Genomic DNA, 23033 nt, shown 5'->3' on the forward strand with positions numbered 1-23033 from the left:
TACACAGAGTACTGCTGAGAGCAGTACTCTCGTGCCAAAAAATCCTGCCTGAATTACATCAGAATTACATTTAAGTTACTTTAAAAATAACTGGTACTGCAGCATCAACTAACGAAAAAGAAGAGCACTAAAGTACTAATTAAATCGATAAAAATTACGAATCGCCCGCAAAACAACAATGAAATGAATTTTTCCGAAAACGATAAAAGCTTTGCGATTGACAACGCATTTTTGCACTCATAGTATTCGCGCGAATTTCTAGTCACCATAAAAAATAAAGAGCATTTCTTTACAGAATTCTTAACATTTTTATACATCGCGCAACATAAATTGGGTACAAAAGTCCCAAGAACCAAAAGGACAGGGTTCATGAAAAGCTATGTTTTCTGGCTAAGCGCCAACCGTGGCAAAGTACTGCTTATCGCGTCCTGCCTTTTCATCGTGGCAATTTCCGGTGCCCTAAACCTGAAATTCAGTACGGATTTCCGTGTCTACCTTTCTACGGACCATCCTGACGTACAGCAAATCGATCTGGTCGAAAGAAAATACACCAAGAACGAAACACTCTTTGTTGGAATCAGTCCGACCACTGACAGCGCCTATTCAGAAAAAACACTGACTCTCGTTACAGAACTCACCAGAGCACTATGGCAAACCCCCTATGCCAGGAGGGTGGACTCCCTAACAAACTTCCAGTACAGCCATGCGCAAGAAGATGACATTTTTGTTCGAGACCTGTACAAACCCGAGAATGATAGCGCCTCGCAAAATACAATTAATGAGAAAGTTCGCGAGATTGCTCAGACCGAGCCACTAATAAAGAATTTTCTAGCTGGGGAAGATGGGAGTGCACTGGGTATTCAAATTACCCTTCAGCTCAGCGACCAGCTCGATCGAAGAATGCAACAAACACCGGAAGCCGTCACTTTCGTGCGGAACCTGATTGAGCGCACCCAGGCTCAACACCCTGATTATGAATACCATCTCGCGGGATCCGTGTTGATGAATCAGGTCATGGGGGAAGCCGCACTACAGGACACCCTATATCTGGTTCCCTTCGGGTATCTGGTGATTATCCTACTGATGGCGTTCCTGATACGGAGCTTTATCGGCATCGTCCTGACGCTGGGGACCGCAACACTCAGCAATGGCTTTGTATTCGGGATCATCGGCTGGACAGATCCAATTCTGGCGCCGGTTGCTGGCTTCGTCCCCAATGCCATTCTCGTTATCGCAGTCGCTGACTGTATTCACCTGCTGACCACCTACTACGCAAAACTCGCGAGTGGTGAATCGGTCGAAGAATCACTTGCCAGCGCGCTATCGCGAAATTTCAATGCGATCACACTGACCTCAATCACAACGATCATCGGCTTTCTATGCCTGAATTTTAACGAGTCCCCACCCTATCAGGACTTGGGAAATATGATCGCCCTAGGCTGCCTGTTCGCCTATGTAATTTCAGTCGTAATCGTCCCAGCGCTGTTACTATCCCTGCCTACATCACGCCAACCCCGCGCGCCGGCCTTAACGCAGCTTATGCCGCGGTTCTCAGCCCATATTGTCCGCCGCAGTAATCCATACTTCTTTCTCGGTTGTGCAGCCCTCGGGATATTCTGCTATCTGGCCACATACAATCAATTCGAAGATAACTGGAATAATTACTTCGATCATTCGTTCCAACTCAGGCAGGATTCGGATGCTATCAACCGCGATTTAACCGGGCTACACCGGGTGGACTTCGATATCGAAGTCTCAGACACCAGTTCGGCAACGATCACATCGGTTGAGTATCTCCAGTTTGTCAGCCAGTTTTCCGAATGGCTTAGAACACAAGCCGAGGTACGTTACGTATCCGCCATACCAGACACCATTGCACGTCTCAACAAGAACATGCATGGCGACGATATTACCCAGTTGAAACTGCCTGATTCCGACAATCTCAGTGCGCAGTACCTATTACTCTATGAAATGTCGCTACCCTACGGGCTGGATTTAACCAATCAGGTGGCTTTTGACAAACGCGCCTCGCGGCTAACCGTCATTCTGGATAAATCAAGCTCTGAGCAGCTGCTAACGTTTTCAGCCCGTGCACAGACATGGTTGCGCCAAAACGGTCCGGACAGTGTGCAGGTATCCGACCCCGTAGGCCTGGATGTGGCGTTTGCCAATCTTTCCCGCTCGAATATCAAAAGCATGCTGTGGGGAACGGCCCTTGCATTTACCCTGATCTCCCTGCTCATCGGTATTACATTCCGCTCCTTTATCTACGGTTTCATCAGCATCTTTTCCAATGTGACTCCCGCCATTGTGGCGCTGGGCATCTGGGCGGTTACGGCTTCCACCATCGGGCTTGCCACCTCTGCGGTCATTTCGATGGCAATTGGCATCATCGTTGACGACACCATTCATTTTCTCAGCAAGTACCGATACGCACGCAATGCACTCAATTATTCGCCGGAAGCGTCCATCGAGCATGCGCATCGGGATGCCGGCACTGCAATCCTGACAACATCCATTATTCTCGCTGCCGGCTTTCTGGTGCTGGGACTATCACCTTTCGAGCCTACCTCGCAAATGGGAAATCTACTGGCCCTGACTATTGTGACGGCGCTTGTTATTGACCTGGTGTTCCTGCCCTGCCTGCTGCTCAAGTTGGAACCCCGAAAGAAGCCAGAGCCTTCACAAGCCTCCCAGAATGAATCACTCGCCGGAGAAGCCTCTTGAAGATCAACACTTACTCCAAGCTTCGGGAAGAATTGCATCGCCGGGGACTGTTCACACAAAACAGCTCCCTCTCCGCCGCACTGCTTGTGATGGAGCCGGCCATTTGCGCGGGTTCAATCTACTTTCTGTGCAGGTCGGAGATCCTCAGCGTTTCCTATCTATTCTGGTTAGCCGTAGCTGGCATCTCCATGTTCCGCTGCTTTTCCCTGCTGCACGAATGCGGTCATCGCGCCATGTTTCGCAGCCAGCGGAGCAACACACTGGCCGGCTACTTTTTGAGCGCCTTCTGCCTGGTGCCTTTTACACCCTGGCGAGAATTACACCTGCAACACCACAAATGGGTGGGCGTGATCGACCGGGATCCAACCCAGGCAGGGCTTCTCAAGTTACGAGAGGCATCTTTCCTAAAACGTCAGGCATTTCGCTGGGTTTGGTGGTTTTGTGTTCCCATCCCTTCAATTCAATTGATTTTCTCAGTGTTCTGGCTGCACCCGTTCAAAAAAAGCACCACCCGAAAAAGTCGAAACAGCGGACTGCTATCGCTAATAGTGTGCCTTGTACCCCAAGTCACACTGGGACTTACAATGGGCATGTCAAACTGGTTGAGCTACATCCTTCCAGCCATCATCTTCTATTTTTTCTGGTTTGAAGCCATTAACTTCACGCACCACTCCGGCATCTTTCCTTTCACATCGAAAACTCGGTCGACGCCAATACCATTGCATGAGCAGGACAGCGTTTCCAGAACTTCCTCTTTTTCAAAATTGCTCTCAACGGTGCTGGCATACAACTTCAACTTTCACACCGAGCACCACTACTTTCCTACGGTCCCATGGCACAACCTGCCCGAAGTGTATTCACTCGTTCAGGCAACCGGGGATCTCGGCACTTATGAAGACGTCCCCATGCTGGGGTTTTCTGCCAAGCTACGACTTTCAGACCCCGTAAAAATCTACATTGATCCGGTAAAGAACCTACAGGTGTAAGCAAACTATGAAACTCGAGTTTGAAAGTATTATCGATCGCCCCGTAGAGGAAGTCTTTGAATTTTGCGCATCCAGAGCCGGATTCCTGTCGCATTTCCCCTATCGAACAAACTGGATTTCCGGACCGGAACACTGGCACAGCTGTGGCGAGCGATTACGCTTTGTTTTCTATATGTTTGGTCTGCCATTCACTTACGAAGCAGAAATTACTGAATTTGAACCCAATAGCCACTTCGTCGATGAAATGCGAAAAGGGCCATATAAATATTTTCGCCATGAACATCATTTTGAGGATCTGGGTGGAAAAACCCGATACCGAGATGTACTCGAATTTTCCGGGGGATTTCTTGGCCTTGCAGACCCCATCATTTGCTCTCCGATAACAAAAAGCACCTTTGCAAAGCGCCATGCGCTTATGAAAAGAGAACTTTCCCCCAGCAACCCCTGAGGAAAACATGATCAAGGACGTTCAATGTAGCTCAGCAACCATCGAAGAACGGAAGGATATACTTTCGATCTTTGGACAATCTTTTGTATCCTCAGATCCAGAAGCTCATATCGAATCCTACCTTCGTTCTGTGGAACGCGTTCTTATTTATTACCATTTAGGAAATGCAAGCGCATTTTTGTTCTACCAGATAAAATGTGTTAACGGATTCCAGGTCCTCCACTTTAGCCTCAGCGGGAAATCCGACAAAAGTCCCCGTGGGGTACAGCGAAAACTCGGAAGCTACTTATATTTTCGCTACCTTTTCCAATGGGCCAAGTTGTTCACGACTAGTGCGCTCTGTACCGTATCAAACAACCCCAGAAGCTATCTGAACATGCGCGCCATCGCACCCAGAATATTCCCGGACATACTGAACCCTGCGAAATCATTCGCCAATATAGCGTTGTACCGAAAAACTGCTCAAATCCTCAACCTGAACAACCTACAGGATAACGGGCTTATACCCGGTCGCTGCCAGAACCTTGGGTTTCGTATACGCAATGATCAGACATCCCTTCAGTCGCTCGATAGTCGCGGACTCAAGATCATGGAGTACCTGAATAGCGACGCGGATAATGGCGTTTTTGTCATGGTTTGTGTGAGACCTTGGATCGATATTCCACTGACTGTCATCAATCAGCTTCGGAAGTCCATTCTGAAATTTCTACGGATAAACCCCAATCGTCCTCACCGATCACCGGCGTGATACTGGAAGAATCCCTACCAACAGCCATTTCAATATTTTGCAAACCCGAATATTCACGGAAAGAATCATGGGAAACAGAAAAGTCAAATTAGTCGACTTCCATTGTTCGGATTATGGAATACCGATTACCAACGAAAAGCTTTATGAAAAGCTCGAGCAGTGTACGCTCGACGGGCTCGACAACGAGTCGCGCGAACTCTACAGAAAGCTCCTTCTGGAAAGCCCACAACGCGTTCGGCACTTAAGTCACGATATTGAAGTACTTTCTCGCACCAACTGCCGGGAACAACGCCTGGCGCTATACGAGAAAACCATTCACAGCCTGATGACTGATGCCATCAATGGTCTTTTCAAGAAAACCGGGAAATCCGCCAAAGACATCGATTTTATTGTTGTCACCAGTAGCGTCGGGAAAACCATGCCCAGTGCGGCCAGTATCGTCGCCAGCGCATTTTCATTCCCCACCCATGCGGTCACCCTGAACCTTGGCGACATGGCCTGTTCCAGTGGACTGGCTGCACTGGATGCTGGTATTCGCTTCCTGAGATCGGAAAATCGGCCGGCACGCTGCCTGGTGATCGCCCTGGAGGCTGTCAGCAATCTGTTTAATCAATCTCAGGATGGTGTCATACCAAATGTGGTGTTTGGAGAAGGCTGCGCAGCGTTGCTTATCAGCACCTACCGGGAGCCCGCACTTTACGGTATTGACGAGAGCGTGCGCACCATCAGCTCAGGAAACCAGGAATTTGAGGCCATTCGCTACATTGAGGGTAGCGGCGGTCCCGCCATACGGCTGTCAAGAACCTTGCCGAAAGTTGCTGCCCGGGGCATTGAACAAAACCTGAGAATCCTGGTTCCCAAGATCGCCTCAACCAGCGAGAAGATTCATTACGCCGTCACAAAGAAAGTCCCAGACTGGCAAAGTAAAATCGACTACTGGGCCCTGCACCCAGGTGGCACCGCAGTGCTGTCGGGGCTGGCAAAAAGTCTGAAGCTGTCCAAAGGAGATTTGGCGTTCAGCTTTCGCGTCTTCGAGCAACGCTCAAATATGAGTTCGCCCTCTATTTTTTACGTACTGGATGAAATTGAGAAGACAGGACCCCGAACCGGAAAACGGGTGTTCATGATGAGTTTCGGCTCCGGGTTTAAAGTCAACTCCATGATCCTGACACGTATTGCACGTGGTGCACCCCAGCCGACGACCGCATTAAAAATACTCCGCGACGGAGATTGCCTGAAAATCAATCTTCCCAACCAGGTGGAGAGCAGTCCGCAAAACCAGAATTTTGGCGGTCTTGGGTACACGCAAGAGGATGATCCGGCACTTGCGGTAAAACAGCTGTGGAAGCACACGCTGGGAGTCGACCGAATAATCGTCTCTCCCTGTGTCTTGCCACTGCTCGCAAACGACAAGATCCTTCGATTCATTCGTGAAAGTTATCGCCTGCTACTTCCCGGTGGCAGCGTGGAAGTGCTGAGCAAGAGCGATCACGACAAGACGTCTACGGAAAATTTAGCGTTTTTCGCCAAGCTGAAATCCGAGATTCAATCTGTTTCCGCAGATTTTAATTCCGAAGCACGCAAAATCTCAGTCGGTGCTTGAAAGCAAGAAACACCGCCGTCAAAAGGACGAACTATGAATCAGCGTAAGTTTATGTGCATTTTGTGTGGATTTGTGTACGACGAGAAATTGGGGCGACCTGAAGAGGGCATTCCAGCAGGTACCGCATGGCAGGATGTCCCGGAAAGCTGGATATGCCCTGATTGCGGCATGTCGAAAGGCGACTTTGATATGACCGAAATCTAGAAAGGAATAAGGAAGAACCTAACCATGTTGAACTTAACTACGCGCTTGCGCTCGAGAAAGATAACGTCGTCCATGGGGGCTGGTATGGTCAACACGCTTGCAAGTCTGACATTTTTGCTGATCGCAGTTACCCCAGCCTGGGCAGAAACGGTTGCTGACCAGCGGGGCTATCAGATCGCTGAGCGAACGGATAATTCAGACCGGGGCTTCCATTCCAGTATTGCCGATCTCACCATGGTGCTCCGCGACGCGTCTGGAAATGAGTCAACAAGAGCGCTCACCATACAAACCTTAGAGGTGACCGATCCCCTACTGGGCGACAAGAGCCTGATTCTCTTCAATACGCCCGCCGACGTTCGCGGTACCGCATTACTGTCCCATTCGCGGATTTTAGAGCCAGACGATCAGTGGCTGTATTTACCCGCACTCCGTCGCGAAAAACGTATCAGCTCTGCCAATAAATCTGGCCCATTTGTCGGCAGTGAATTTGCATTCGAAGACTTTACTGCGCAGGCACTTGAAAAGTACGAATACCAGTATTTGCGGTCGGAGCCGTGCGGCGAATTTGTCTGCGACGTCGTAGAACGACGTCCCAAGTATGCAGAGTCTGGTTACACCCGGCAGATTTCCTGGACAGATCAGACCCGCAGCCAGATGGTGAAAGTCGAATTTTACGACCGTCGTGACACTCTGCTTAAAACGCTGGAGATGGAGGATTATCGTGAGCATGAGGGGAAATTCTGGCGAGCGCACCGTTTGACAATGGTCAATCACTTGACGGGTCGTAGCACCGATTTGGTGTACTCGGACTATCGTTTCGACACCGAATTCAGTGACCGGGATTTTGAAAAATCCGTACTTCGCAGGATTCGTTAAACCATGGCTTTGGCTAAGACCACTTCACGCTATAACGTCGTAGTCCTTCTAAGTGCCCTACTGAGTATCCCGGTGTCAGCCAGCTCGGCGGAAGTCAGCGCAGAAGGCGGCATAGATATGCGCAACTTCTTTGCGTCACCGGCATTTGACCGCCAACGAGATACCAATCCGCTGTCCGTGCATGTTTCGGCGGTGATTCGTGCAGACCACAACGAAAATCAGTTTACCGCCATTCCCTATTATCGCCATGATTACGTGGACCCCGAGAGGACTCACAGTGATCTCCGCGAATTGAGCTGGCGCCGTACCGCGTCTGACTGGGAACTTTTACTCGGCATTGGAAAGGTATTCTGGGGAGTCGCCGAGTCCCATCATCTGGTGGACATCATCAACCAGACGGACACCGTCGAAGACCCCGATGGTGAGTCCAAGCTGGGCCAGCCTCTCGCCAATGTAACGCTGTTTCGAGACTGGGGCACCCTGGAACTCTATGCACTGCCCTACTTTCGCGAGCGCAGTTTTCCCGGGGTTGAAGGTCGCCTTGGTTTTGCACTCCCGGTGGACGCCGGCTCCCCCCGTTACGCGGACTCCCGAGAGCGAAACCATCTGGACACTGCTCTGCGTTACAGTCATTACTTTAATGGCTGGGATCTGGGTGTTTCCTGGTTTAGTGGAACCGATCGGGAAGCGGCACTGATTCCAGACATGACCACCAGTGTACTGCATCCCTACTACCAGCAAATCGAGCAGTTAAGCCTCGACCTGCAATACACGCAAAACGCCTGGCTGTGGAAGCTGGAAACCCTGTACCGCCGTGGCTATAGCAAAGATATGCGCGCTCTGGTTGGTGGGCTGGAGTATTCGAACTACCAGTTCATGGGGCGCAGGGGTGATCTGGGGTTAATCCTTGAATACCTGTATGACAACAGAGACATCACTGATCCACTCACACCGGTTTCCGCATTTAACAATGACCTTTTTATGGGAATGCGCTATGCCCTGAACGATCGTCAGGACACTTCGATTCTGGTAGGCACCATTTGGGATCCAGACAGCGGTGAGACGCTGGTTTCACTGGAAGCGGATCGTCGCCTCGGGCAGAACCTGACATTTGCTGTGAAAGGCCGCGCTTTTTCGGGCAGCGGTGGTGTCTTGAACAATTTCAGGAGCGATGACTACCTGGAGTTACAGCTGAAGGTCCACTACTGAGCCCGGAAAACCCTCTGGATCTCCTCAGGCCTGCACAATCACCCGCCGCTTCCCGCGATGGTGACGGTGCTCCCACAGGTAGATACCCTGCCAAGTACCCAGCAGCAGGCGGCCGTCCTCCATCGGAATACCCAGACTACAGGCGGTCAAGGAGGCCTTTATATGGGCCGGCATATCATCTGGCCCTTCCAGGGTATGGGTGTACAGGGGGTCATTCTCCGGCACCAGACGATTCAGCCAGTTCTCAAGATCCACCCGCGCACTGGGGTCCGCATTCTCCTGAATCAGCAAGCTGGCCGAGGTGTGCTGGATAAACAGGGTGCACAGCCCACTGCCAAAGAGGTTCTGACTGGCCAGCCAGTGGCTCACCTCATCGGTAAATTCGTGCAGTCCCTGCCCGTTCACTACTATTTCCAGCTTTCCCAGTGCCATTTCACTCTTCCTCACTCATCAAATCACAACCGTTTATCTGGAGGCTGCATCCGCTATAATCCGCGCCCCTACCCCTAATGATCGCGCGCCCTAATCCGGTCGCCCCCTGCAACAGAAACGGCTCAGCACATGGCTCTTCACCGCGTAAATACCGACGACTACCAGCAACAACTGGATCAAAAGGTGGCCCGCCTGCAGCAGGCCTATGCGCCTTTCACCGAGCTGACCCCGGAGGTATTCCCCTCCCCGCCCAGTCACTACCGCCTGCGCGCGGAGTTTAAAATGTGGCAGGAAGGCGGCCGTGTGGATTACGCCATGTACAAACAGGGCGAGTACAAAAAGCCGTTTGTTATCGAGGAGTTTACCGTCGGCTCCGAGCGGATCAACGCATTGATGCCGCCGTTGCTAGACGCCATTAACAACAGTGAGCTTCTGCGAAAGCGCCTGTTCTGCACCGAATTCCTCACCACCCTGAGTGGCGACGCGCTGATCACCCTGATCTATCACAAGCCGCTGGATGAAGCCTGGGAGGCGGAAGCCCGCGCACTGCAGGAATCCCTGGGTGTGCCGATCCTGGGTCGCTCACGCAAGCAGAAGCTGGTGCTCGACCGGGATTACGTGATCGAAAAACTGGAGATCGACGGCAAAAGCTACCAGTACAAACAGGTAGAAGGCAGCTTTACCCAGCCGAACGGTGATATTTGCCGCTCGATGATTCACTGGGCGAAAAGCTGCTGTGAGAATACTGAGGGCGACTTGCTAGAGCTCTACTGCGGTAATGGCAATTTCACCATTCCCCTGGCGGCGCATTTCAACAAGGCACTGGCCACGGAAATCTCCAAGGTTTCGGTCAACGCTGCGCAGGAGAATATTGAAGCCAACGGCGTAACCAACCTGGATATCGTGCGGCTTTCCAGCGAGGAATTTACCCAGGCCATCGACAATGTGCGGCCTTTCCGCCGCCTTAAAGATTTTGATCTCGACAGTTACGACTTCTCAACCGTACTGGTGGACCCACCCAGAGCCGGTCTGGACACGGACACCTGCGCGATGATCGCCCGCTTCCCCAAAATCCTGTATATCTCCTGCAACCCGCAAACGCAGCTGGAGAACCTGGAAGAACTGACCAAAACCCACCGCATTGAGCGCTTTGCGATTTTTGACCAGTTCCCCTATACGGATCACACCGAATCCGCCGTGCTTTTGGTTAAAAAGTAAAAGTCAAAAAACGAACTTTCTAAAAGTTGCGGCCAAGAATCCGCTTGGCTGCATCCAGTGCGAAATCCCGATAATCGTCTTCCACCCGCGCCATCTCCTTTTCGAACGCAAATTTTTCCTTGCGCGAAAGCTTCTTCCAGTCCTCAAGGATCGGGATGTGGCTGGTTTTATCCGCAACCTGGTAAAACGCCACAAACTCCTCTTTCACTGCCGGCTCGACCTGCAGGGAATCCAGCAGTACACGAATCCGCAGTGAGGCCTCGGTCAGGCCCACCCCGTCATCGAGCAAGGTTTTGGCGATGATCTGAATACTGGTGTTCACCCGATCCCGCTGCGCATCCGCTGCCGCTTCCAGCTCCGCCAGCTGCGCCTTTTGCCGCTTTTGCGCCTTGCGCAGTTCCAGGCAGTAGTAAGTCGCAATCGCGGAAAGGGTAAAAATGATCAGTCCGGCGATTACCAGAATCCAGACAGGTACTTCGGTCATGGGTTCGGTCATGGAAAAGACACCTTCAACAACGCCAGCCCCAGGCTGGCAGTAACAATCGAAAACAGGGTGCTGAGCGCAACGATATTCGCGGCCAACTGGCTATTGCCACCCAGTGCGCGCGCCATGATAAAGGACGCGGACGCCGTGGGCGTAGCAGCAAGCAAAAACAGAATCGCCATCGCCTGCCCATCCAGCTGAAACAGCCAACCAACCCCCAGCAATACCAGCGGCACGACCAGCAATTTGAAACCGCTGGAGGCAAAGGCGCCGAAAGAGCTGCGCCGTAGCATGCTGAGATCCAAGCTGGCACCGATACACAACAGTGCCAGTGGCAGGGTCACCGAGGCCAGATACTCGCCGGTCTGCACCAGCATTTGCGGCAATTTGAGCCCCACCGCCTTGGCCACCAGCGCCAGTACGATGGCGACAATCAGCGGGTTGCGGGCAATGTCTTTTGCCAGCTTTAGCCAGCTGAACTGGGCCTTCTGGCTGTACACTGCAAACAGTGCAACCGCCGCCGCGTTGTAGAAAATAGTGATAACCGCCATCAACAGCGCCGCCTGCGCGAGACCGCTAGGGCCATAGGCATTGGCCGCCCAAGCCAGGCCGATAATGCCCAGGTTGCCGCGGAACGCCCCCTGGATAAAGGCACTGCGGTCGCCGAGTTCGAGAGAGCGGGCAGTCAGCCAAGCCAGCGGCACGGTGAGCACAGTACCGATCAGCCCTGCCGCCAATAGCGGCCACTCATCAGTGACACGGGCATCGGACCCGAAAATATTGAAAAACAACAGCGCCGGCAGCGTTACCAGAAAGACCAGCTTCGAGGCGCCGTCCACAAAGGACTCACTCAGCAAACCTCTTCTCGCCAACCCGTACCCCACCAGCAAAGTGAGGAAAATGGGGCCGGTAACCGACAGCGCAAAATTGAAGGTTTCCCACATAGATCAGGTTTCGCTTTCGGCAGTTTCTTCCACCGTGTCCATATCTCGCTCTGGTGCGGGCAACTTGTGACTGTCTTCGGCCTTCTCGCGCAAGTCTGCGGCGATTTGCTTGCGGGTCTTGGCACCCAGCTTGCGCAGGCTGTCGATGCGTTTGACCGCATTGCCGCGCCCGGTGGCCAGTCGCTTGTAGGTTTCCTGATAGGCCTCGTCAGCCTGCCGAATACGGCTGCCCAGGTTGTCGAGGGATTCCAGCACCAGCGCGAACTGGTCGTGGAGCTTGCCCGCCTCATCGGCAATTTTTTCCGCGTTCTTGTTCTGCTTCTCGTAACGCCAGATATTTTCCACCGTGCGCAGGGTCGCCATCAGGGTAGTTGGGCTGACCAGTACAATCTGGCGCTCATAGGCGAAGCGGAACATTTCCGGGTCCGCCTGCATGGCCAGCATATAGGCCGCCTCAATAGGAACAAAAATAAAGACGAAATCGAGGGTGCGCACCCCTTCCAGTTGCTCGTAGGCCTTTTTGTTCAGTCCGGTAATATGCGCGCGCAGTGAGTTCACATGCTGCTTCAGTGCCGCGGTGCGCTCCTCGTCGGTCTCGGCGGAGGCATAGCGCTCGTAATCCACCAGAGAGACCTTGGAATCGATAATCAGGTCTTTGTTTTCCGGCAGGCGCACGATCACATCCGGTTGGCGGCGGCGACCGTCGCTAGTGAAGCTCACCTGGGTTTCGTACTCGCGGCCCTTCTGCAGGCCGGACTCTTCCAGCAAGCGCTCCAGTACTACTTCGCCCCAGTTCCCCTGGATTTTGCGGTCACCCTTGAGCGCGGAGGTGAGGTTGAGCGCCTCGTCGCTGATGCGCTGGGTCTGCTCCCGCAGTGCCTTGATCTGGCCCATGAGGCTGTTGCGCTCGGCGTTCTCGCGGTCGTAGACATGCTCCACCCGCTTGCGGAAATCGCCTAACTGGCGCTCCAGCGGGTCCAGGCTCTTGCGCAGGCTGTCTTCGCTGCGGCGCTGGAAGGCCTGTTGTTTCTCTTCGAAGATGCGGTTGGCGAGGTTCTCAAACTGCTGGGTCATGCTGGCTCGGGTCTGCTCCAGCTGCTGCTTCTGCTCCGCCAGGGCGGCCTCCCCTTTCTCCACCAGCACCTGATAGCGGGCCAACTGGGTCGATTTGGCGTCCAGCTCTGTGCGCAACTGCTGAACATCCAGCTCCTGGCGGGATTCCTGCTCGCGGCTACTTGCCAGCTGCGCCACCACCACCTGATGTTCCCCCTGTAGCGCCTGCAGTCGCCGGCTTACCGCTGAGCGACCGAGCCATGCGGTCAGGGTCACCAAAAACAGTACCAGTACCGCTGCCAACACCGCTTGCTCAAGTGTGACCTGGAGAGGAAACGAAATCATAGAAAACTCTTAAACTTATTGGGGAAGGCCCGGATAACCCGGCCGGTGCGCTGCGGGCGAAATGACCTGCCAGTCCCGGCGCTGAATGCGGTATTCTTGGCCCGATTTGCAAGCCCCTCCACTATTACTGGGGATGCAGAATTGAGGGAAACAGGTTTTCGTTATGCCCAATGGAAGCGGCCATTCTAACAAGGCCCCCAGCGCATTGATATTCGATTCCGGCGTCGGCGCCATCAGTATTGCCCGCGAGATCCGCCGGCAGATACCCGCGCTCACCCTGCATTTCGGGGTCGACAACGGTTTCTATCCGTACGGCACCAAAAGCGAGGAAGAACTGCGTCCACGCATCGTCGAACAAGCTTCAGCGATGATGGAAGCCACCGGAGCCGATATCCTTGTGGTTGGCTGCAATACCGCCAGTACCCTCGCCCTGCCGCAGCTGCGGGAAACGCTTCAGCAACCGGTGGTGGGGGTTGTTCCGGCAATCAAGCCCGCTGCCCAGGAAACCCAGAGCGGCGTCATCGCCCTGATCGCAACTGAGGGCACCGTCAACCGCCGCTATACCCGTGAGTTGATCGAGCAGTTCGCCAATGACCGACGCGTGATCAATGTACCGGCACCGGAGCTGGTACGTTTGGCGGAGGCGAAACTCCGCGGAGAGACGGTTTCCGCAACGGATCTTGAGCCGGTGCTACACCGCATATTCCACACCGCCGGTGGCGATAAAGTGGATATTGCGGTGCTCGCCTGCACCCACTTTCCGCTACTGCGGGAAGAGTTGGACCAGTTCGCTCCCCGCCGCATTCGTTGGCTCGACTCAGGCCCCGCCATCGCCCGACGGGTGCACTGGTGGCTGCAGGAACTGAACCTGGCACTACCGGAAACTGCGGGGGCCAGCCAGTTACTGAGCAGCGCGCCCGATTCAGACCATCAAATCGCCCTCGCCTTCGCCGAGTTTTCGCCAGCCCAGCAAATGCCAGTCAGTTAACTGTCGATAATTTAGCCCGCCAACGACCGTTGACAGCCTCGCCGCAAACCGCGACTGTTAACCGTCACACCCTACCGCAAAATTTTAAGAATTAGGCTCGCCTTTTCATGCTGCAACCGGCATTCCCCGTCCTGGAAATCCTCGCGCAACTCCCCCCGGGAGGCCTGCTACTGACGCCAAACAACCGACTTCGCAACCGCTGCCAACAGGTCTACGCCAGCGAACAGCCTGCAGCTTCCAGCTGGACACCGCCGGCGGTGGAGTCCATGCAGGGCTGGCTGGATAAATTGTGGTTCACCCTGCAACAACAGGGCTGGGCACCGGCGATGCAGCAGGTACTCAACCGTGAACAGCGCCAGCTGTTGTGGCAGCGGGCATTTGATGAAGCGCTGGAAAAAGAACTGCTCAACAGCCTGCAGCTGTGCCGCGACGCCGATGGCGCCCTGGCGCAGCTGCTGCAGTGGCAATTGGTGAACGATCTGGAACAGCTGGACAGCGCCATCGAACCGCTACTGGAACAATTCGCACTGTCGTTGAGTGCCGATGAATTCCCGCTGTTTCGCATGATCCGCGCCTTTGCCGATCAACTGCGACAGCACAACGCCATTACGCCGGATCAGCGAGACCAGCGCATACTGCAGGCCTTCAGCGAGGGCGTGCTGCCAAAACTGCCGCAGATCGATACTGCGGGCTTCGCGCAGATATCGCCGCTGTATCAATCCATTATCGAAAGTGCGGCAGAAAACGTGATCGATCACCTGGCAACCAAACGCCAGGCACAGATAAGCCGTGCGCCCTGCACCAATCTTGAAGAAGAGCTTTACCAGGCTGCACGGTGGGCCACGCAAAAACTGGAAGCCAGTAAGGCGAACAATAGCCGCGCCAGCGTCGGTATTGTGGTCAACAACCTCGGCCAGTGCCGCGCCCAAGTGGAATCTATTTTTGCACGGGTGCTGGAGCCTCAGTTTCTCGACCCGGCACAGCAGCGTTATACCTTGCCATTCAACTTCTCCGCCGGTACACCACTGGCGCAAACACCCATTGGCGCAGCAGCATTGCAACTGCTGGAACTGCTCGCCGACGAGTGGGATTACTCCCAGTTACGAAACCTGTTGTTCAGCCCATTTTGGGGCAATGAGCAAGAACTCTGGCTGCGCAGCGCCCTGTTCCGCAGGCTGCAGAAACTGGAGCTGCGCAGGGTGACCGGCGATACCCTCCGATACTGGGCAGAACGCATTACCGAGGAACTGAAACTCGATACTGCCCAACTGCCACGGCAACTGGAGCAAATTGGCGACCGCCAGCGCCGCTGGCAGCGCGCTCCGGCCGAAGTCTGGGCCGCGCGTTTTTCTGAAATTCTCGCCACACTCGGCTGGCCGGGGCAACGCAACCCGGACAGCCAGGAATACCAGCAACTGCTGCACTGGGAGAGCGCACTGGAAAACTTCGCGACCCTCTCCGCGTTTGCCGGCTCCCTGTCCGCATCCCAGGCGCTTCAACAACTGCGCCAGATTGCCAGCCGCACCCCCTTCCAGGCGGAAACCCGCGATGGGCCCCTACAGATTCTCGGGGTACTGGAAGCCGGCGGCCTGGCCTTCGACCACCTGCGTTTGGTGGGTTTTGGCCAGCAACAGTGGCCGACAGCCCCATCGCCGAATCCGCTGCTCCCGATCCAGTGGCAAAAGCACTGGAAAATGCCGCGCGCCAGCGCCGAGCGCGAGCTGGAACTCGCCCGCGAGCTCACCGACGATTTGCTGAATGCCAGCGGCGACATCGTGGTCAGTTACGCATGCGAGGAAGACGGCGTTCATCAGGGACTGAGCAACCTGTTCGGCGAACGGCAAAAATCTGAAGTCTTCAGCAGCGACGGCCTCACCGAGCACAATCAGCAACTGGCCAACGCCATCGCATTGGAAAAAGTGGCCGACACCAGACTGCCGCCGTTACTGCCCATCGAGTGCGAGCGCGTGCGCGGTGGTGCCTCGGTATTAAAAGCTCAGGCACTCTGCCCCCTCAACGCGCAGCTGCGCTACCGCCTCGGCGCCAGCGGTTTTATGGCCCCGAGTATCGGTCTCAGCCCAGCGGAGCGTGGCAATGTGGTGCACCAGGTGCTGGCGGAATTCTGGCAGGCCTGCCGCGACTCCACGCATCTCAATGCGCTGAGTGAAGACGAACGCAATAAACAGATTCAAACTGCCATCGACAATGCCCTGCGCGACGTCCGTAAAAAGCACGGCCACCTACCCGCCGGATTCTGGGCGATGGAACAACAGCGGCTGCTGCGACTGATGGACCAGTGGCTGGAATTGGAGTCCCAGCGCCCCGCCTTTACCGTCGAAAAAATTGAGTGGGACCAGCAGGTAACCATTGGCGGACTGCAGTTCAACCTGCGACTCGACCGCCTCGATCTACTCGCAGGCAGCGAGCAGCTGGTGATCGACTACAAGACCGGTACCCCCAGCATTAACGAATGGCTGCAGGATCGGATTCGCGAACCGCAGCTGCCGCTCTACGCCCTCTTCCAACCGGAGGCACGTGCCATCGCCTTCGGCCAAGTGCGCACCAGCGATTGCAAATGGAGCGGCTGCGGTGAACTGGATCAGCCGATTAACGGCATCAAGGCGGTGGCCGACACCCAGAAAGATGCCCCTTACACCACCTGGCAAGATCTCAGCGATTACTGGCAGCAGGGTCTGGAGCTGCTCGCCGGAGAGTACCGCGGCGGCGTCGCCTCCCTGCAGTTCGACCGCCCTCAGGACAACACCAACCAGAGCGAGCTCTGGCCGCTGAACCGCTGGCCGGAGAGAAACATGGCAGAGCAGGCAGCACAATGAGCGAAGTAGTATCCACCCAGGCCGTCTCGCAACCGGTCGACGCCAGCGCCCGTACCCGCGCCCTGGATATCACCCGCAGTTTCGCGGTCTCTGCCCCAGCGGGCTCCGGCAAAACTGGCCTGCTCACCCAGCGGGTGTTGAAGCTTCTCGCCAGCTGCCAGCAACCAGAAGAAGTGCTGGCGATCACCTTTACCCGCAAAGCCGCGGGCGAAATGCGCGAGCGCTTGATCGAGGCGCTGCAGACCGCGCGCGATACCCAGAGGCCAGACAACCCCCACGACGCCATTACCTGGGATCTCGCCAGCGCATTGCTGGCACGGGACCGCGAACTGAACTGGCAACTGTTGCAAATGCCCCAGCGCTTGCGCATCCAGACGATCGACGGACTCTGCCGCAGCCTCGCGAGCCAGCTGCCCATCGAAAGCGGACTGGGCGCACCCGGGGAGCCCCTCGAGCAAACCCAGATCGCGTTTGAAATGGCCGTGGTGAACCTGCTCAAGTCCCTCGACGGCGACACCGCGGATATCGCCCTGCAACAATTGCTGTTGCACCTGGACAATGATCTCGGCCAACTCAACAAGCTGCTGCAAATTCTGCTGGAAAAACGCGACCAGTGGCTGGGCCCGCTACTGAGTGTGGGGCAGGAAGGTGCGCAGGATTATTTCCACTTTGCCATTGATGAGCTGGTGGCCGACCGCCTGACGCAACTGGCCGAGTGTCTCTCCATTTACCAGGGAGAAATCCTGGAGCTAGCGGACTTTGCCGGTGCCTACCTGCGCGACAACGCCATTGCCCACCCACTCGCTGACTGTGCCGGTATCGACGAATTACCCGGCACCGATGCCAGCGCCCTGCCCCACTGGCTGGCACTGATCAATATGCTGGTCACCGACAAGAATGGCCCGCGTAAACGGGTGGACAAGCGCCACGGCTTTCCCACGGAAAAAGAGTTACCCGGAGCCGACGCCTACAAGCAACGTCTCTACGCACTGTCTGCAGAACTCAGTGAAACTACCACGGTAACCGAAGCCTTCGACGAGGCCCGCAACCTGCCAACGGGGCTACATCCGGAACAGTGGGAACTGCTGCAGGCGCTGGCGCAAGTGCTGCCGCGACTCGTCGCGCAATTGAAACTGGTCTTCCAGCAACTGGGTGCCACCGATTACACCGAGGTGGCCCAGGCCGCATTGATGGCCCTCGGCAACAGCGATGCGCCTACCGACCTGGCGCTAAAACTGGATCTGCAAACCCAGCATATTCTGGTGGACGAATTTCAGGACACCTCGCAGATGCAATTGCAGCTGCTGGAAAAACTGACCGCCGGCTGGGAACCCGGTGACGGCCGCACCCTGTTTATCGTCGGCGACGGCATGCAGTCCTGTTACGGATTCCGCAACGCCAACGTGGGTATTTTCCTCGACGCCCGTGCCCGCGGTATCGGCCAGGACGACAATCGGGTTGAGCTGGAGCCGCTCGATCTACAGGTGAACTTCCGCTCGGAAGGCGCAGTGGTGGAGTGGGTCAACGATACTTTCCAGCACGCTTTTCCGGCACAAGACAACATCAGCCGCGGTGCCGTGCGCTACCTGCAATCCCACGCATTCAAGAGCACTAAATGGCCCGCTCCTGCGGTCAATTTCTACGGCTGTGTCAACGACGAAACCCGGGATCTGGAAGCCGAACAGGCCGTGCACCTAGTGCAACAGTTGCGCGAACGGGACCCCGATGGCCGCATCGCGATACTGGTGCGCAAGAAAAAACACCTGGGCCGTGTACTGCCTGCACTGAGCGCTGCGGGCATTGCCTTCCAGGCCCCGGATCTGGCGCCGCTGGCGAGCAAGATGGTGGTGCTCGATCTGCTCAGCCTTACCCGCGCCCTGCTCGACCCCAGCGACCGTATCGCCTGGCTCTCGGTATTGCGTGCTCCCTGGTGCGGACTGCAGCTACCGGACCTTTTCACGCTGGCAAATTGGGGCAACGGTACTGATAACGATTCAGGCAGCCGGGGGCCCATGGACAGCAGTGCGCGTCCACTGCTACAGGCACTCGCGGAAATCAACGCAATACCGATGCTGAGTGAAGACGCCCGCCAGCGCCTGCAACGCAGCGCCGTACCTTTGCTGCAAGCCTGGCAACAGCGCGGCCGCAAACCATTGAGAGCCTGGATCGAAGGATTGTGGCTGGCCCTCGGCGGCCCTGCCACTGTGGCCCACAAAAGTGAACTGGACAATGTACAGGACTTTTTCCAGTTGCTGGAAAAATTCGATACCGGCAGCACCATTGCCGACTGGACCCAGTTTTACAACGCACTGGAACGGCTCTTCGCCCGCCCCGGCCAGGACGCCAGCGTGCAGGTGATGACCATTCACAAATCCAAGGGACTGGAGTTTGAACACGTTCTGATTCCCGGACTCGACCAGGGCGGCAAGCCCGGTGGCGACCAATTGCTGCGCTGGGCCGAATGGCTCAACAGAGAAGGTGAAAGCCGCTTTATGCTGGCCCCCAAAAGCGCCCGCGGCGACAGGGACCCGCTATTCGACTACCTGCGACACGACAACAGCGAACGAGAACGTTTAGAGGGAACCCGCCTGCTCTATGTCGGTTGCACCCGCGCCATCCGCTCCCTGCACCTGCTCGCCTGCGTCAAACGGGATGAAAAGAAAGGCACTCTCAAGGCCCCAGGTGCTGCCGCCCTTCTGGCCAGCATCTGGCCGTCCATTCCCAAGGAGGAAACAAGTAACTGGTGCCACTGGCCGGAAGCCCCGGAACAGCAAGAGGGTGAGTCGCACTACCGCAAAGACCACGATTATTTGCTGCGCGTCCCGAAATCCTGGCAGAGCCCGGCCATCCCTGTCCGGGAATGGCTGGCTCAGTACCGCACACCGGATTACCAACCATTAGAGACCAGCGAGCCCAACCTCCCCGACATGGGCCAGGTTGCCCTGCGCTGGTTTCGCCACGCCGGCACCGTAGCCCACGAGACCCTGGCCACCCTCAGTGAAAACCCGGCTATGCTGACCAAGTCACCAATCGAGCTGAGTGAACAGCTGCGTCCGCTGTGGAAATTGCGCCTGGCGCAGGCCGGGCTGAGCGGCAGCAATCTGGAGAAAGCACAAGAGAAAGTGGAACAGGCGGTGTTAAACACGCTGAACTGTGAAACCGGGCGTTGGTTGCTGGACGCCAGCCACCGCGAGTCCGCCGCAGAGCTGGAATTCCACAGCGGCGGCCGCCAGCTGCGGCGCAATATCATCGACCGCACGTTTATTGATGAGAACACCAGCACCCGCTGGATCATCGATTACAAAACCGCGGAACCTGTCGCGGGCGAGGCTCTGGATACGTTTATCGAGCAGCAGCAGGAAAAGTACCGAGGACAGCTGGAGAACTACCGCCGGCTGTTTTACCAGCGCGGTGAGAGATCCATCCGTTGTGCCCTCTACTTCCCGCTGTTACAGCAATTGGTGGAACTTCCACCGGATTGACCACAGGGAAACTTATCCTACACATGGCGGCCGGATCACGGCATAGCGCAAATCCATCCCCCGTGACAGCAAAACGAAATGACAGATATTGCGCTCAAGCACAAAAGCCGTGACACATAAAACTGTTTCAAATGAAACCCTAGCCCTCTCCTGTGGCACTGGGTAGCATAACTGCCCCGCAGCGCACGAGCCGCGGGCATGGACGCGATTAAATTATTCAGAAAGTAGCGAATTATCATCATGACTACGCAGCAGTTCGACGACCTGAACGTCGTCTCCCAGGACATCCTGATCACCCCGGAAGCGCTGAAATCGGAACTGCCCGTCAGCGCGGCTGCAGAAGCTTCAGTAGCCGCCGGCCGCGCCGCAGTGCGCGATATTCTGGACCGCAAAGACCACCGCCTGATGGTTGTCATCGGCCCCTGTTCCGTTCACGACGTGGACGCCGCGATGGATTATGCCCACCGCCTCAAGGAACTGGCCGACAAGGTCTCCGACACTCTGCTGATCGTGATGCGCGTCTATTTTGAGAAGCCCCGTACCACCGTGGGCTGGAAAGGCCTGATCAACGACCCGCACCTGGACGATTCCTTCAAAATTGAAGAAGGACTGCATATCGGCCGCAAACTGCTGCTGGATATCGCCGAACTGGGACTACCCACTTCCACCGAAGCACTGGACCCCATTTCGCCCCAGTACCTGCAGGACCTGATCTCCTGGTCCGCCATCGGCGCCCGTACCACCGAATCCCAGACCCACCGCGAAATGGCCAGCGGCCTCTCTTCCGCTGTGGGCTTCAAAAACGGCACCGACGGCAGCCTGGAAGTAGCCATCAACGCCCTCCAGTCCACCGCTAACCCGCACCGCTTCCTGGGTATCAACAAAGAAGGCCAGGTCGCCATCATCCACACCGCCGGCAACAAATACGGCCATGTGGTACTGCGCGGCGGCAACGAAAAGCCGAACTACGACTCCGTAAGCGTTGCCGTGTGCGAGAAAGAACTGGAAGCCGCCGGCCTGGTGCCCAACATCATGGTCGACTGCAGCCACGCCAACTCCAACAAAAACCACGAACTGCAGCCGCTGGTCGTCGACAACGTTTCCCACCAGATCCTGGATGGCAACAAGTCCATCATCGGCATCATGGTGGAAAGCAACCTCAAGGCTGGCAACCAGAAGATCAACGCAGACCGCAGCCAGATGGAATACGGCGTATCCGTAACCGATAAGTGTATCGATTGGGAAACCACCGAGTCCCTGCTGCTGAACATGGCCGAGCAACTGCGGGGAACGCTGAAAGCTCGCTAGGGATAAGGCACGCAACGGCTGAGAACCAGCCGAACAAAGCTCACAAAAAGCCGGCATTGCCGGCTTTTTTGTAGTTAAAATTCACGCCTGACCAGAACTGCAGTGACCGCAGACGAGAACAACGAGGTAAAACCCATGGAAAACAACAACACAACCATCACCCGGAACGAAGAAGCCGGCAACGTATGGCTGGCTCAAGCCACAGCGCAAAACGCAGACTTGACCGACCACGGTATCGCCCCAACCGTACTCGACTCCGAAGCAGAAGTCGGCCAAGCCATGCTGAACGAACTGTTCGAATCTGCCGCCGCCAAAGAAGGCGATATCAACATCGCCCTACTCGGCGGCCGCGGCGCACAGGCCCTGCACCGCTTGCTGGGAGAACTGGCCAAATCCTCAGAACACGACGAACTGCTCGGCCGCCTGAACGTATTCACCCAGGACGCCCTGGCTCCAATGAGCATGAGCAACTGCTTCAGCTTCGTGCGGGACTTCGAGCGCATTCTGGGCCCTGACTTCTTCAAAAAAATCAAAAGCTTTACGCCCATGCAGACCGATACCGACGATCTGGAAGCCGGACTGGTCAAATACCTGAACAAACTGGAAGCCCTCGGAGGACTGGATATCTTCTTTATCGGCCACGGTCCGGAAGAAAACCAGGCATCCCACCTCGCCTACATCAAGCCCTTCTCCGGTGCCCAGAGCAATCACGTTGCCGGAATAATCCCGATTTCCAGCAGTATTCTGGAACACCATATCAGCAAGTTCAAAGCTGGCGGCAGCGCGGTTAATGAGCAAGATGAAACCGAATGTCGCTCCGCACAGTACATTCTCACCCTCGGTCCAGCGGCGATTCTGCAGGCGAAGAAAGTGGTGCAATCCGTCGTCGACGCCGATACCGCACCGGCCAAAGTCCAGACCTATGCGAATGCGCTGAATACCCGACTGAACTCAGATAGAGAGGAAGCCCTGAAGCAACTGAATACGAACCCTGGGTTGTGGATCAGGTTGCACCCCAATACCAGGTCTTTCGTTTTGCCAAATTTGGGTATTTAAATAAAGCCAGGATTAGCTAGAAAGGGTCATTTACTTATTGGTCAACCCTATCAAAATACAGTGAATTTCAATGGGTCGGCACTGCCGG

General features: G+C 55.6%; 17 protein-coding genes. 13 read left to right on the forward strand and 4 right to left on the reverse strand.

Annotated elements, in window-relative coordinates; translation table 11 throughout:
* Positions 1 to 369 precede the first annotated feature (369 nt).
* The 7 genes from M0G74_RS06505 to M0G74_RS06535 all read left to right on the forward strand — a co-directional run bounded on the left by M0G74_RS06505 (position 370) and on the right by M0G74_RS06535 (position 8801).
* The gene (locus M0G74_RS06505) at positions 370 to 2727 is read left to right on the forward strand and encodes an MMPL family transporter (RefSeq protein ID WP_248215704.1); all 2358 of its coding nucleotides are present in this window, start codon (positions 370 to 372) and stop codon (positions 2725 to 2727) included.
* A complete protein-coding gene (locus tag M0G74_RS06510) occupies positions 2724 to 3713 on the forward strand; it encodes a fatty acid desaturase (protein WP_248215705.1) in 990 nt (329 codons plus the stop codon). The genes M0G74_RS06505 and M0G74_RS06510 overlap by 4 nt, the downstream gene beginning before the upstream one ends.
* 7 nt (positions 3714 to 3720) lie before the next feature.
* Positions 3721 to 4161 (forward strand): SRPBCC family protein, encoded by a 441-nt coding sequence (locus tag M0G74_RS06515; RefSeq protein WP_248215706.1) that lies wholly within the window; start codon positions 3721 to 3723, stop codon positions 4159 to 4161.
* A gap of 815 nt (positions 4162 to 4976) precedes the next feature.
* Positions 4977 to 6512 (forward strand): 3-oxoacyl-[acyl-carrier-protein] synthase III C-terminal domain-containing protein, encoded by a 1536-nt coding sequence (locus M0G74_RS06520; protein WP_248215707.1) that lies wholly within the window; start codon positions 4977 to 4979, stop codon positions 6510 to 6512.
* 33 nt (positions 6513 to 6545) lie between these two features.
* A complete protein-coding gene (locus tag M0G74_RS06525; RefSeq protein WP_248215708.1) occupies positions 6546 to 6716 on the forward strand; it encodes a rubredoxin in 171 nt (56 codons plus the stop codon).
* Positions 6717 to 6800: 84 nt separating this feature from the next.
* Complete coding sequence (locus M0G74_RS06530) at positions 6801 to 7592, forward strand: outer membrane lipoprotein-sorting protein (RefSeq protein ID WP_248215709.1); 792 nt, start codon at positions 6801 to 6803, stop codon at positions 7590 to 7592.
* A 3-nt stretch (positions 7593 to 7595) separates the two neighbouring features.
* Positions 7596 to 8801, forward strand: a complete 1206-nt coding sequence (locus M0G74_RS06535) for a hypothetical protein (protein WP_248215710.1) — start codon at positions 7596 to 7598, stop codon at positions 8799 to 8801.
* A 24-nt stretch (positions 8802 to 8825) separates the two neighbouring features.
* Here the strand turns inward: M0G74_RS06535 and M0G74_RS06540 are convergent, their stop codons facing one another.
* Positions 8826 to 9233, reverse strand: a complete 408-nt coding sequence (locus M0G74_RS06540; RefSeq protein ID WP_248215711.1) for a secondary thiamine-phosphate synthase enzyme YjbQ — start codon at positions 9231 to 9233, stop codon at positions 8826 to 8828.
* A 129-nt stretch (positions 9234 to 9362) separates the two neighbouring features.
* Between M0G74_RS06540 and trmA the strand changes: the two genes are divergently transcribed.
* Positions 9363 to 10451, forward strand: coding sequence for a tRNA (uridine(54)-C5)-methyltransferase TrmA (gene trmA, locus M0G74_RS06545; protein ID WP_248215712.1), 1089 nt, complete (start codon positions 9363 to 9365; stop codon positions 10449 to 10451).
* Positions 10452 to 10470: 19 nt separating this feature from the next.
* Here trmA and M0G74_RS06550 read toward each other — a convergent pair whose 3' ends face one another.
* Genes M0G74_RS06550 through rmuC form a run of 3 tightly spaced genes read right to left on the reverse strand, consistent with a single transcriptional unit; the run spans position 10471 to position 13277 of the window.
* Entirely contained in the window at positions 10471 to 10947 is a 477-nt protein-coding gene (locus tag M0G74_RS06550; RefSeq protein ID WP_236250344.1) for a DUF2489 domain-containing protein, read from the reverse strand.
* On the reverse strand, positions 10944 to 11879 hold the full coding sequence (locus M0G74_RS06555; RefSeq protein WP_248215713.1) for an AEC family transporter: 936 nt from the start codon (positions 11877 to 11879) through the stop codon (positions 10944 to 10946). Before M0G74_RS06555 ends, M0G74_RS06550 begins: the two co-directional genes overlap by 4 nt.
* Positions 11880 to 11882: 3 nt before the next feature.
* Positions 11883 to 13277 (reverse strand): DNA recombination protein RmuC, encoded by a 1395-nt coding sequence (gene rmuC / locus M0G74_RS06560; RefSeq protein WP_248215714.1) that lies wholly within the window; start codon positions 13275 to 13277, stop codon positions 11883 to 11885.
* Between the two features lie 163 nt (positions 13278 to 13440).
* Between rmuC and murI the strand changes: the two genes are divergently transcribed.
* The 5 genes from murI (at position 13441) to M0G74_RS06585 (ending at position 22945) form a co-directional block, all read left to right on the forward strand.
* Complete coding sequence (gene murI / locus M0G74_RS06565) at positions 13441 to 14265, forward strand: glutamate racemase (protein WP_248215715.1); 825 nt, start codon at positions 13441 to 13443, stop codon at positions 14263 to 14265.
* Positions 14266 to 14372: 107 nt separating this feature from the next.
* Positions 14373 to 17099 (forward strand): PD-(D/E)XK nuclease family protein, encoded by a 2727-nt coding sequence (locus M0G74_RS06570; RefSeq protein ID WP_248215716.1) that lies wholly within the window; start codon positions 14373 to 14375, stop codon positions 17097 to 17099.
* Positions 17096 to 20581 (forward strand): UvrD-helicase domain-containing protein, encoded by a 3486-nt coding sequence (locus tag M0G74_RS06575; protein WP_248215717.1) that lies wholly within the window; start codon positions 17096 to 17098, stop codon positions 20579 to 20581. The genes M0G74_RS06570 and M0G74_RS06575 overlap by 4 nt, the downstream gene beginning before the upstream one ends.
* A gap of 240 nt (positions 20582 to 20821) precedes the next feature.
* Positions 20822 to 21889, forward strand: coding sequence for a 3-deoxy-7-phosphoheptulonate synthase (locus M0G74_RS06580; protein WP_248215718.1), 1068 nt, complete (start codon positions 20822 to 20824; stop codon positions 21887 to 21889).
* Between the two features lie 135 nt (positions 21890 to 22024).
* Positions 22025 to 22945: a hypothetical protein gene (locus M0G74_RS06585; protein WP_248215719.1), complete on the forward strand. Its 921-nt coding sequence runs from the start codon at positions 22025 to 22027 to the stop codon at positions 22943 to 22945.
* The last annotated feature ends 88 nt before the right edge of the window (positions 22946 to 23033 follow it).

It is taken from the genome of Microbulbifer sp. CAU 1566, from assembly GCF_023156515.1.
In the GTDB taxonomy this organism is placed as follows: Bacteria; Pseudomonadota; Gammaproteobacteria; order Pseudomonadales; family Cellvibrionaceae; genus Microbulbifer.